Origin of the sequence: Carboxylicivirga longa, assembly GCF_050589825.1 — a bacterium.
GTDB classification, from domain to species: domain Bacteria; phylum Bacteroidota; class Bacteroidia; order Bacteroidales; family Marinilabiliaceae; genus Carboxylicivirga; species Carboxylicivirga longa.
On sequence record NZ_JBNGOZ010000007.1, the window covers coordinates 22,590 to 36,000 of the forward strand.

Genomic DNA, 13,411 nt, shown 5'->3' on the forward strand with positions numbered 1-13,411 from the left:
GTATAATTAACAAAGCCTTCTATTCATCATGTTCAATATAATCAGCCTTTTGCAGAAGCAGTTTAACAACAAAAATACGATACTATTGTTTATTAAGTCAAGTATAACTTTCAATTTAATAAAGCATGAGAAAAAGGCTATTCCCACTACTTGTATCACTGCTTATAACAGTTGGCATCAAGGCTCAGAACAGCGATCAGGAAATCGATCTTATAAGTTCTATATTAAAATCAGAAATCAAGGTTTTCTTTGCACAAAATATGACACTAAGCACCCACGAAGCCGAAAAATTCTGGACCCTTTACGATGCCTACGAAGAAAGCCTGAAGCCTTTATCAAATCAACGTATCAATATGATGAAGGCAGTTATATCCGCCGATAAAGATATTAGCGAGGAAGCACTGGATAAAAAAATTATAGAACTCAGCAAAATACAAAAGGCACGACAAAACCTGCGACTAAAATATTATAAACGCATAAAAAAGGAATTGGGCATTCCTATCGCATCGCAGTTTTACCAGATCGACGGCTATATCTACACCAACATAGCCGCTTCGCTGAGCCAAAGTATGCCCATTATCGTGCCGGGAAAGTAAGCGATATTATTTTAATGGGTGCCAGCTAAACGGCACCCAGATCAATCATTGCCTCGGCCACTCGCTGAAAGGCAGCTACATTGGCACCCACCAGGTAATTCACACTACCGTTTTGTTGCACGCCATGCTGCCGGCACAGCTGATGGGTACGTTCCATAATGTTCTGAAGGCGGGCATCCAGCTCCTCATCCGTCCACTGCATCTGCATATTATTTTGTGCCACCTCCAAGGCCGAGATGGCAACACTGCCCACATTGGTAGCTTTGCTGGGCACATACGCAAGCCCCTGCTCGCTGAAAAACTGTACAGCCGCTTCGGTACAGGACTGATCGGCAGCCTCAACTACATAAGCGCAATTATTATCGGCCAGTAAGGACGCCTCATCGCTGTCAATCTCATTTTGTATGGCACAGGGTATGGCAATATCACATTCCACCTCCCAGGGCTTCTTGCCTTCCTTGTAAAAAGTTCCCGGAAACTCCATTGAATAAGGCCTAACCAAATCCTGCGAAGTAGCACGCAACTCCACAAGGTATTCAAGCTTAGCCTCATCAATGCCCTCCGGATCATAAATATAACCATCGGGACCTGAAATGGTAATTACTTTGGCACCCAAGGCTGTAGCCTTTTTAATAACCCCGTGTGCCATGTTGCCAAAGCCCGAAATCGCAATCTTTTTCCCTTGCAGCGTATCGTTATGGGCAGCCAACAACGACTTAAGAAAATAAACAACACCGTATCCGTTGGCCTCGCCCCGGAGCCGGGTGCCACCCCACTCAGGCGACTTACCCGTGAAGCTGCCTGTATGACGGCGACTCAGCTTTTTATACATACCATAGAGATAGCCTATCTCGCGACTGCCCACACCAATATCGCCCCCCACAATATCGCTATCCGATCCCAGCACATCCCACAGCTGAAGCATATAACTTTGGCAGAAACGCATAATTTCCGCTTCTGACTTTCCTTTGGGATCGAAATTAGCACCGCCCATGGCACCTCCCAGGGGCAATGAGGTAAGGCTGTTTTTAAACACCTGCTCGAAGGCCAGCATCTTAACCGTTCCCAGGCTCAGCGCCGGATGAAAACGCAATCCGCCCTTGTAAGGTCCTAATGCATTGTTATACTGAATGCGATATCCTCGATTCACCATTACCTTACCCTGATCGTTCAACCAGGGCACTTTAAATATCAATACCCTGTCCGGCTCAATCAGGCGCTCTAGTATAGCGGCACTGCTCAGGCGAAAATCATCGACCACACGCTCTTTTACCGAGCTGAGAAACACCCGCACGCCCTGCACGAACTCATCCTCATTGGCATTGTTACAGTCTAAATAATGAAGAAATTTATCGAAGTTCATAGTTTATTTTTTAAACGTGTATTTCACTTAGTGATTGAAATTATATAATCCATCTGTCTATTCTGCAATATATTGAAATAACCAGTAGAGCGTTCAATAAGTTTTAGGGAACGACTCTCTTGCTTAAGATGCTTAGAAAGATCCGTTCCGTAAATGGTTTATTATTATGGAACTTTCAGAACTTACTACTTGTCCTTTGCAGCATCGGGCGGTAGCACAACACCAATACCCTTTTGCCCATCTATTTTAATACAACAGGGCGCGGGCAACTGCACATGTCGTATATAATCGTCTTCATAAACAGCAGGCAAGGCATCAAGATAAGCCATATTCACGTATCCATCATTCACGCTGGGGGTTACAGTGAAATATCCTACACGCAAGCTCGTCAGGTTCTGAAAAAAATGGGTACCCTGACTGGGATCCACGCGGTAATTTTCAAGCCCCATCTCCACAATGAGTCTTGCCCCGGATATTTGGGTCCATTTCACCGGAATACCCAGCCATGGATCTTGCGAGCCCCAGCGCCCCGGCCCAATAAGCACATAACCCTGCTGCCGTGCATGAAACGGAGCATTCAACCGATCAAATATGGGCACTAGCTTATGATTATTGGCCGGTTTAAAATTATCGTTCCTCACATATATAATGTCCCTGACATCATCAATAGCACCATTGCCCAAAGCCGACATCGAATGAATTAGCGTAGTTTTCGGTTGAATCTCCTCCAAGTTTTCCTGGATGGTTTCTTTGGAATCAACAATGGGTCTGATCTGCAAAAGATAAAATACCGGCTTTTGACCTTGCGGTACCTGTAGGTCCACAGCAAACTCCACCTCTACAGGCTGGTTCATCTCGCGCTGCCCTATCTCCAGCACTTTATTGATGATGGGAGCCAAAGGAAAGGCATCGTATTTTAACACATTGGCAAAGGTTACCAAACGTAATCCCTTGGCCATTAAACCATCACGAATCATGTGATTATCATAGTCATAAACTGAGCCCAGCCAGCGTAAGGTTCCATGGTCTTCGGCCTGCTTCACATCCATCTTTACAAGATTAACCGCATCATTCACCGAAGGGTGAAAACTAGCAGATTTCATGTCGAGGGCGAAAAAATGCTTCTGCGTTTCGCGCACTGCCATATCGGTGCTTGACAACTGTAGTATCTTCTGTGGGTATTTGGGCGAGAAGCGTAAGGAAGCCCCCCCTTCCACAATGTACTTACCCAGGCCCATGGCCACATTAACGGTAGCATCCTCGGCTTTCTCCGGATCGATAGGGTAGAAATTAACCGAGCGCCCCACCCCCGAAAAAGTTGGGTAAAACACATCGCCATGGCGCTGCCCCACAAGCTCCTGCAGGACAATGCCCATACGCTCTTCATCAATCACATTCATAGTCGCTTCCATATACCGCTTACTTGACTTATAAAAGGCGGAAGCATAAACGCACTTAATGGCATTACAAAGCTGGTCAAGCACCACCTCTTCAGCATCATCATTGGCAATCATATAGGTTGAATAGATACCCGCGAAAGGCTGATAATGGCTATCCTCCAATACACTGGAAGAACGCACTGCTACCGGCCCCCGTGATATGGTGATGAACTTACTGAGGTCGCCGTGTATGCGCTCTGGCAGATGAGCCTGTAAAAAGGCAGCCAGCACCTCCTCATCACTCTGTTCTGACAAGGCTGTGGGGTACAGATTATTACTCTCCATGAACTCTTCAAACACGTCGGTACTCAGCACCACGGTGCGTGGTATGGTTACGATGACATCCTCAAAAGCGTGAAAAGCATTGTATTTCTTAATCAGCAGATTAAGAAAGGCAAGCCCACGGGCCTTACCTCCAATGGTACCATCGCCAATACGGGTAAATGTCAGATACTCATCAAACTTATCGCGATAGAACTTGGCAATAACACCCCGTGCCTTGTTGTATCGAAACTGCGCGATGGTGTCGATCAAAAAGCGCTTAGTAGCATCTAAATTATCAAAATCATCCACACGCAAATGCTTAATCACCTCAGCCACCGAAAACAAGGCACGGGCATTCAGCCACTTTGATACATGGTCGCGCTGGAAATGGTACAGTAAGGACTCATCAGGTATCTGAAACAGCCGCTCTTGCAATTCCTTCAGATTACTTACTCTCCCCACCTCCTGACCTGTTTGTGGGTTGATAAAAACAAAATCGCCAAAGGCCAGGTATTTGTTAATAAAATGTTTGAGACGACGCAGTAAAGAAGAGGAATGTTTATAAAGAAAACCCACCCGCAAATCTTTGGCAGTAGTTTCAAGGCTCCTATTGGATGACTGAAGCAAAAAGGGCATGTATTTATTGCGCTGCTTCACATATTTTGCCAGTTTAATTCCCGCCTCACTATCCTTCACGCCTTCTTTTTCATACGAAACATCAGAGATAATACCCAGGAGATTATCTTCAAACTTATCGTAAACAGCAATGGCTTCTTCATAGGTACGGGCCAACAATATCTTTGGACGTCCTCGCATGCGCATCATCTTCTGATGCTCATTAAGTCCTTCGTCCATAAACTTTTTAGCCTGGGTTAATATGATCCGATAAATCAAGGGCAGATAACTGGAATAGAAACGCACCGAGTCTTCCACCAGCAATATGGTTTGAACGCCTACTTCTTCCACATCGTGCTCCACGTTCATTGTATCCTCAATCAACTTAATAATGGCCAGCATTATATCGGCATTGCCCAGCCAGCAAAAAACATAATCGATGGCGCTTGTGTCTTCGCGTCGCATTCGCACCGATACCTCACGCGAAAAAGGCGTAAGTACAACAATGGGTATTTGAGCATATGAAGATTTTACCTTTTTTGCCATGGAGAAAGGATCCATCCCCCCGATACTGAGCATGGTAATTACCAGGTCTATGTGCTCACGCTCCAGCACCTCCATGGCAGCCTCCGACGTTTCAACATGGATGAACTGAGGCGGATAACGTAAGTTTAAGGAAACATATTCATTAAATAGCTGCTCGTCGATGCGGCCATCTTCATCAAGCATAAAGGCATCATACCCGCTGCATATTAACAGCACCTTGTGTATGCGCCTTTGCATGAGGCGGTCAAAAGCCATTTCTGAAAAATAGCTTCCCTCGTGTATCGTTTGTAATTTTGTCATTCAATATTTATTTAAACCACTCCGCCTTTCATTCCGGCAAAGTAACTACTGCTTTCCTTCTTTTTCCATCCATCCGAATACTAAGGGGGCGATCAAAGCGAACGTGGCGAAAATAAGTGCTTCGCTCCACCTCATGACCCTGCTTCAGCAGCTCCCAATTAATGAAGGATTCGGCTTCGCTGCGCACTACCGAGCAATAGCCCACCTGCATAGTGGTAACATTATGAAAGAAATGTGATCCTCCGGATGCTTCCAATGGAAAATCATCAAGATCCGTTTCTACAATCATTTTAGCATGTCCTATCTGAGGCCATGAAACCGGAATACCAATCCAAGGATCACGCGTACCCCAGCGGCCGGCACCAATCAAAATATAATGTCGTCCAGACTTCTTCATTTTAGCATTGAGTTGCTCAATTTCCTTACTCATCGCTCGTGTTTGCGCTTTATCAAAGGACTCGCTATCAACATAAATAATATCGGAAATATTTTCATTGATGCCGTTGCCCATGCTCTGTACCGATTGCAATAATATCCTGTCTGGATTAATGTGTGCCATATCGATGCTGTAGTTCTGGTCACTCCCCAGTAAGGGCTTAATCTGCAAAAGATAAAAAGTAGCCCGCCCCTCTTTATCTTTCTTCAGATCTACCGCAAACTCAATTTCAACGGGCGCACCCATGGCCTCCCTCACCACATCGAGCACCACCTCCAGCGTCTTCGACAGCGGGATGTAATTGTATTTTAGAATGTCGGCAAAATTGATAATGCGCGGACCACTTGCATCCAGCCCGGCCTGTATGGTATTGTTATCGGGGTTATATACCGAGGCCAGATGCGCTAAGGTGCCATGCATCTCAGCATCATAAATATCCATGCGTTTTAATCCGGCCATGTCGCCCTCCAGCAGGTTCAGCTCTTTCTTTTCCAGGTCGATGGCATAAAACTCAGTCTGTGAATTCTTCAGTTGATCTTTGGGTGCATTATTATCCAAATCGGGATAGGCAGGACAGAAGCGCAAGGCTTTCTCGCCATCTACCACATATTTACCAAAACCCAGGGCCATCACTGCGAAACCATCCTCAGGGTTCATATGGCCAAAGGAATAATAATTATACGACTGTGCCACCCCACTGATGGAAGGGTAAAAAACCTGGCCATACTGATGACCCACGGCTTCCTGTATTACCACCGCCATCTTCTCCTCTTCAATTTTAAAATCAACGGCTTCAGTAAAAGCACGGGCGCTATCGCTGTATACCGAGGCGAACACCAGCTTAACCGCATTACAGAGATCCTGCAAGCGCGCTTGCGGTGTATCGGCATTATTAGGCAGCAGATAGGTCTCAAACACACCTGAGAAGGGCTGCTTCAAACTATCTTCAAGCAGTCCCGAAGAGCGAACGGCAAGCGGCCCGGTAAACAAACCCAACAGGCGCTTTAGGCGCTGAACAAGGCTGGATGACAACTCACCCGCCATAAAGAGCTTCTTAATACGGTGATAACTCAGGTCGCGAAAAGCAACGTCGCGCAGCTTATTACGTTCAATAAACATCTCAAACTCATCGGTTCCCACCACGGTAGTGCGGGGAGTTCGAATTTTAATACCGGGCACGTGGCGCTCAAAATCAAAATTAAATAACAGGGTGTTGATAAAAGATAGCCCCCTTCCCTTACCCCCGAGCGAGCCACCCGACAAGCTTACTATTTTGGTATCATCGATGGCATCCACCTCGTCAAAAGCAATGACCTTGCCTTGGTTCTTCTCTTCGCGATGATGCGTTATTACATCCAGCAGATACGAGCGGATATGTTCAGAATCCTCAAAGTCAGAAATACGATAGGGCGCAATCTTACGGGCAATTTTTATCTCCCCCCGTGCCATCAGCCACAAGGAAAAATGATTTTTACGTGCGTGGTAAACGATGGACTCCACGGGTACAGTGCGCATGGCACGCTCAAACTCTTTAAGGTTACGTGCCACCGCAATGGTTCTGCCGCCCGCATCTTTATACACAAAATTACCAAAGCCCAGGTAACGACTGATAAAAGTTTTAATATCCTGAATAAGGCTGTCGGAATACTTGTTAATAAAAACAGTTTTCAGCTCGTAGGCATCCTGCGAATACTCTATCTTGGCCGACTGAAGAATCACCGGCAAGTCTTTGATCTGTTGCTTGGCATAGCTTACCAGGTCAAAGCCGGCATTCACATCGAGCTTTCCCTCTCGCGAAAACTCCACATCAGAGATCATGCACAACAGGTAATCGCGATATTTATCAATGATGGCCTGTGCCTCTTCGTAAGTGCGGGCCAGTATAATTTTGGGTCGGGCCTTGAGGCGCAGCACCCCATACAACTCATCTTCCTTCACATCATCAATCAGTCGCTTGGTTTGCTCCAACACACTGGCGTACAGCAAAGGCAAATACTTGGAATAATAGGTAACCGAGTCTTCCACCAGTAAAATGACCCGCGCCAGCCCGATAGCCGTATCATTCTCAATATTCACCTGATCCTCAAGGTGAAACACCATGGATGAAAAAACCTTAGGATCACCGTTCCACACATAAATCTCATCGAGTACGCCTAGCTCCTGCTGCCGCTCCTGAAAATAAGGAATATCGGCATCGCTATTAAGCAGCATAAAAATAGGAATGTAAGGATACTCTTCTTTCACCATCTGACTCAAAACCATGGGTTTTTGCTTCTCCACACCCACCATCACAATAATCAAATCAAAGTGCTTCTCATTAAGTTTACTGATGGCCTCCTCGTAGGTGGTAACCCCGGTTACCCGCGGCAGCAGCGAGAGGTGCAACTGATGAAAACCGCCCATCACCTGTTCGGTAAAGCGCCCTTCGTTTTCAATGGCATAAGCATCGTACAGGGTTGCCACCAGCAATATTTCTTTCACCCTGAAGGGCATCAGATCGTGATAGATATCACGAGCCGCATTGTTGTGGTGCATAAAGTTTTGCAGCAGGTGCTTACCGGGCTTACGTCCCTCCTCGGCCGATGTTGCCGACATTTTTCGCCGATCCATACTGCTGTGCGATTTTACGCGCTCCATCAGACGGCGCGCCTCCAAACCATTCAGGTAGCCCACTATTAAATGACAGAGGTTTAGCACCAGGTCATTCTCCTCATTCAGAAACAGCTCTTCGCGCGTTTTGGCCAACTCTTTGAGATAATAAATTTCGACGCTTCCCTTTTTTCCATGTATCGTTTCAAAGGAATGATGCAATAGCCAGGGCGTCTCAGCAAAACCGGGACTCACAAACTCAGCCTCTTCGAAACGTATCCGTGCCACCGAATAATTAGGATACTGCATACCAGCCGGCAGCTTATCAACAACCTGCTGCAGGGTATCGCGGGGCGGCAGTTGCAGCGCCAGTATACGTGCGGTTTCGTTGATGGTATGCAATTCTTTCAAACGCTCATCATGCTCTCGCATTTCACGGGCGGCCAGCCGATCATTCATAAAATCAGTGATGAGGCGCGATAAGGTGATTAACAGGTCGCGCTCTTCAGGCAGAAAAGGATCTCCATTAACGGCGGGGAAGGACTTGGTATAAAATATATCGATGGATCCATGCTGCCCATCCCGTGTTTGCAATCGCTGTGTCTGCACCCATTCCGTTTCAATAAAATATTCGCTTGTATACACTTTGTCCCCCAGCTGAATGCGCGCCACGGTATATTCCGGATATTGCCATCCCTGCGGAGCGATAAAAGCAATCTGCTGTAGCACACCATCTACCGATTTCCCTTCGTTGATGATACGTGTAGTACGATTAATCGTTGATAACTCCTTCAATCGCTCTATGGATTCGGAATGTTGCTGTTGAGCCAGTCCCTTGTTCAGGTAATCACTAATCATACGCGCCACCTGATTAATCAAAGATCGTTCATCGCGTGTAAAAGCACCTTCATCTCTGGGGGCATGCTCATTGCGGTAATAAACATCAATAACCCCTTTGGCCCCATCAATAGTTGAAAATCGTTCGGTGAGACCCGCCATACTTTCCTCAAAGCCTTCGCTCTGGAAGGTTTTGTTACCATAACGAATACGAATGCACACATCCTTATGTGAAAAGCCATCAATCATGCTTTCAACAACGCTTTGCAGGCTGGCTGATACAGCGCCATCCTGTTGTAGCATAGCCAGTACCTTATCCAATGCCAACAGCACGCGCTGCGAACCCGGTTCCGTAGATGATCTGTGAGGCCTTGTCTTTGTCATTATAATCAAGTATAAAATGCATAAGTTACACAAAAAGTTGAAAACACAAGGCCAATTAGCCTGCATTAGTCTTCCGTGAACTCGCTTATCAAAAATAAAATTTCTACCTTTATCATTGCTAACTACTCCTTGTTAATCCCAATATGGGTGATTGATGAGCTATTCGCTGCTACCTGCCTCTTGGCGGTGCAAATCGCCCAATAGCAACTCTTTAATTGCACAATTATGTCACATTCTTCATCACTTGCAACAAATGCCTTTATGGCTGAATTAATTGCAAAAAATCCGGCCGAACCGGAATATCATCAGGCCGTACACGAGGTCGTTGAATCACTCGATCATTTTTTGAGTGAGCATCCTAAGTATAAGCACGCGCGTATCCTTGAACGCATCGTTGAACCCGAGCGTATCATAATCTTCCGCGTTCCCTGGGTCGATGACAAGGGTATGATGCGGGTGAATAGGGGCTACCGCATTGAAATGAACAGCGCCATTGGTCCTTACAAGGGCGGTCTGCGTTTTCACCCCACCGTTAACATGGGCATTCTCAAGTTTCTTGCCTTCGAACAGGTATTTAAAAACAGCCTTACAACCCTACCCATGGGAGGTGGCAAAGGTGGTAGTGATTTTGATCCCAAGGGCAAATCGGACAATGAAGTAATGCATTTTTGCCAAAGCTTTATGACGGAATTACACCGACACATAGGTGCCAACACCGACATTCCGGCAGGCGACATAGGCGTAGGCGGACGCGAAATAGGCTATCTTTTTGGTCAATACAAACGCATTGCCAATGAGTTTACCGGTGTATTAACCGGTAAAGGCCTGAATTGGGGCGGCAGTCTCATACGACCCGAAGCAACCGGCTATGGCAATGTATACTTTGCACAGGAAATGCTAAAAACACGCGGAGAAGACATCAAAGGAAAGACGGTATTGGTTTCAGGCTCCGGTAATGTGGCGCAATTCACCGTTGAAAAAGTCAATCAGTTGGGAGGTAAAGTGCTTACTCTCTCCGACTCCAGTGGTTATATTTATGATCCGGACGGGATTGACAATGAGAAGTTAAAGTATGTAATGTACCTGAAAAATAATAAACGGGGTCGCATTAAAGAATATGCCGATAAATACGGTGTGAAGTATGAAGAAGGCAAACGTCCCTGGGCCGAAAAAGCACAGATTGCACTGCCCAGTGCCACCCAGAATGAAATTAATAAGGAAGAAGCACAACTATTGGTAAGCAATGGATGCATCTGCGTATCAGAAGGAGCGAATATGCCGTCAACACCCGAGGCCATAGAGGTATTTCTTGATAAGGGCATTTTATACGGACCGGGTAAGGCTGCCAATGCCGGCGGCGTAGCGGTATCGGGACTAGAGATGACACAGAACAGTATGCGTCTGAACTGGACCGCCGAGGAGGTAGATAAGCGGCTTCACCTGATTATGCAAAGCATACACGCCACCTGCTGTAAATACGGCAGAAAAAGTGACGATTACGTCAATTATGTGGATGGCGCTAACATTGGAGGCTTTGTAAAAGTAGCAGACGCCATGATGGCGCAAGGCGCTGTTTAAATGCGATCACCCCCAAGATCAATAACCATAAAAAAAGAGGGAAGCGATACGCTTCCCTCTTTTTTTATATCACGATAAATAAATTATCTGTTTTGAACTAATTCAGCAGCTGAATAGTTAAGTTTCAATGCTGCCGCCTTACGCAAAGCCTGCTTAATATCAGTGATAATACCCATTGAACACTCTTTATCAGCTTTGATCGATACAATCATCTTCGATTGGTCGGCTTCCGTCATGTTATCACGCGACTGTGCGATATAACTCTGAATGTCTTCCACTGTTGAAAACTGATCGTTCAGCTGAATACGAGGTTCACTTCCGTATAAAGACTGATACTTTTTGGCCGGCACCCCTACATAAATAAAGGTTACCAACTCTTTTCTTTCAAGCTTTACCAATTCTGTTGCCTGAGCAGGTCTCACTACTACGTTGAGATCTACCTCCTTCATGGTTGTTGATACCATAAAGAAGAAAAGCAACATAAATACGATATCGGGTAACGAGGCCGTGTTAATAGCTTGCTGGCCACCGCTCTTCTTTTTTCTGAACTTTGCCATGCTAGTTTCCTCCTATGTTTTTAGGTTCTGCCTCTGAAATTTTACGCGGGTAAATGGTACGAATAGCTTTTTGCTCTTCGCTCTCGAGCTCCTCGTAAGATTTACCAAATTTCTTTTTAGCAAGATCCTCTCTCAACTCATTGATGGCACGCGACAATTCGTTTTGCACCATTAAATAAGTCTGATATTCAGTATCACGGTCGTTCTGTAAAGATATTATACCTTTTCCGATTTCCACAGTACCAAAGAATTCAACCTCCTTAACATTCTTTTCCGGTAGGTTTTCATCATCGTTTGGATTGACAACAAATTCTTTCACTGCTTCCGTCAGGTCCCTTATCTCCATTGGTTTACCCTCTACCAACAACTGATTCTGGCTGTTGATTAGCACTGTAAATACGTTCCGCTCTTTAACAGGGGGCGTATCTTCAGGCTCTTCTTCCACCGGTGGTGGAAGAAGCGTTGCTAAACCAGTATCGGTATCCATGGTAGTGGTTACCAGGAAGAAGATAAGTAACAAGAAAGCAATATCTGCCATTGACCCTGCATTAACTTCTTGTACTTCTCTTTTTGCCATAGATAATTAATATTTATGATCCCCAAAGGGATCGGGCCATTATTTAAACAGACGCGATAACTCTGTGTACAAAATCGCTGCAACAACGATTCCAAACAAGAGGTATGTTCCATACAACATGGTACCCGCCATGGTTAACATGCTTGGAACGTTATCAGGACCTTGATAACCGATTAGGTGAAGCGGCGTGTCATCAGACAAGCTGTAGGCCACCAATACAATTACCCCCAAAATAGCAATCGATATTAGCGAACGAACTGCATTTTTTGGATTCAGTACTAAGTGGAACACTTCAAATAATACGGATACACCGGCTGCAATATAAATCAACAACTTCGCCCAATTAAGGAACGACTCGGTATACACCGGCGTGTCGTGCGCTACACCGTCTGCCTCTGTTAACCATGGCCCGAAAAAGAACATTCCGGCAAAAACCAAGGTTACGGCTAGCAGCAGGTATAAAACGCTACTTAAGATTTTTGAAAGCTTAGTCATAATGACAATTATTTTTTCATGTTATATTTTACCAAAATATCAAGCAATGAGATAGAAGCATCTTCCATAGTATTTACAATACCATCGATTTTAGATACGATGTAGTTGTAGAATACTTGCAGGATGATGGCTACGATCAAACCAGATACTGTGGTAATCAGGGCCACTTTAATACCTCCCGCTACAGCGGTTGCAGAGATAGTACCCATTGCCTGAATGTTATCAAACGCTTCAATCATACCGATTACTGTACCCATAAAACCAAGCATAGGTGCAAGCGAGATAAATAATGAAATCCAGGTTAAACCTTTTTCCAAAAGACCCATCTGTACTGAACCGTAAGAAATAACTGATTTCTCAACAACTTCGATACCTTCGTCGAAACGATCAAGTCCCTGGTAGAAAATAGAAGCTACCGGACCTCTTGTGTTACGACACACTTCTTTCGCTGCTTCAACACCACCGTCATTCAAGGCGTTCTCGATGTTCTGAAGCAACTTCTTAGTGTTAGTAGAAGCCAAGTTCAGGTAAATAATTCTTTCGATACAGATTGCCAAACCAAAGATCAAGGCTAAAAGTACAAAGCTCATAAACATTGCACCACCTTCGATAAATTTGGCTTTTATCTGCTTGTGAATACCCTTAGGAGCTTCGGCCACATCTTCTTCAACGGCCGCAGCAGGAGTTTCACTTGATGCCGCTTCCTGTGACACCTGTTCTGTAGCTTCACCGGCTACACCTTCTTCTTCCTGAGCGTAAACGGCATTAGCACCGGCACTCAGCATTCCAATTACTGCTAAAAACGCAAATAGCTTTTTCATAGTCTGCTAAAAAT

General features: G+C 45.3%; 9 protein-coding genes. 2 read left to right on the top strand and 7 right to left on the bottom strand.

The annotated features are described in order from the left end of the window. The first annotated feature begins 125 nt into the window (after positions 1-125). A complete protein-coding gene (locus ACRD7A_RS07675; RefSeq protein ID WP_430810843.1) occupies positions 126-596 on the top strand; it encodes a hypothetical protein in 471 nt (156 codons plus the stop codon). A 25-nt stretch (positions 597-621) separates the two neighbouring features. Here ACRD7A_RS07675 and gdhA (ACRD7A_RS07680) read toward each other — a convergent pair whose 3' ends face one another. From gdhA (ACRD7A_RS07680) to ACRD7A_RS07690, 3 genes are all read right to left on the bottom strand, one after another. Then, on the bottom strand, positions 622-1,959 hold the full coding sequence (gdhA, locus tag ACRD7A_RS07680; RefSeq protein WP_430810842.1) for an NADP-specific glutamate dehydrogenase: 1,338 nt from the start codon (positions 1,957-1,959) through the stop codon (positions 622-624). 185 nt (positions 1,960-2,144) lie between these two features. Further along, a complete protein-coding gene (locus ACRD7A_RS07685; protein ID WP_430810841.1) occupies positions 2,145-5,123 on the bottom strand; it encodes a PEP/pyruvate-binding domain-containing protein in 2,979 nt (992 codons plus the stop codon). A gap of 28 nt (positions 5,124-5,151) precedes the next feature. After that, the gene (locus ACRD7A_RS07690; protein ID WP_430810840.1) at positions 5,152-9,369 is read right to left on the bottom strand and encodes a PEP/pyruvate-binding domain-containing protein; all 4,218 of its coding nucleotides are present in this window, start codon (positions 9,367-9,369) and stop codon (positions 5,152-5,154) included. 225 nt (positions 9,370-9,594) lie between these two features. Between ACRD7A_RS07690 and gdhA (ACRD7A_RS07695) the strand changes: the two genes are divergently transcribed. After that, the gene (gene gdhA, locus ACRD7A_RS07695) at positions 9,595-10,947 is read left to right on the top strand and encodes an NADP-specific glutamate dehydrogenase (RefSeq protein WP_430817939.1); all 1,353 of its coding nucleotides are present in this window, start codon (positions 9,595-9,597) and stop codon (positions 10,945-10,947) included. A gap of 83 nt (positions 10,948-11,030) precedes the next feature. On the opposite strand, the gene ACRD7A_RS07700 is transcribed toward gdhA (ACRD7A_RS07695), so the two are convergent. The 4 genes from ACRD7A_RS07700 to ACRD7A_RS07715 are packed head-to-tail and all read right to left on the bottom strand — an operon-like array spanning position 11,031 to position 13,397. Beyond that, entirely contained in the window at positions 11,031-11,504 is a 474-nt protein-coding gene (locus tag ACRD7A_RS07700; RefSeq protein ID WP_430810838.1) for an ExbD/TolR family protein, read from the bottom strand. A gap of 1 nt (position 11,505) precedes the next feature. Further along, positions 11,506-12,081, bottom strand: coding sequence for an ExbD/TolR family protein (locus ACRD7A_RS07705; RefSeq protein WP_430810837.1), 576 nt, complete (start codon positions 12,079-12,081; stop codon positions 11,506-11,508). A 39-nt stretch (positions 12,082-12,120) separates the two neighbouring features. Next, a complete protein-coding gene (locus ACRD7A_RS07710; RefSeq protein WP_430810836.1) occupies positions 12,121-12,576 on the bottom strand; it encodes a hypothetical protein in 456 nt (151 codons plus the stop codon). A gap of 8 nt (positions 12,577-12,584) precedes the next feature. Beyond that, entirely contained in the window at positions 12,585-13,397 is an 813-nt protein-coding gene (locus ACRD7A_RS07715; protein ID WP_430810835.1) for a MotA/TolQ/ExbB proton channel family protein, read from the bottom strand. Positions 13,398-13,411: the final 14 nt, after the last annotated feature.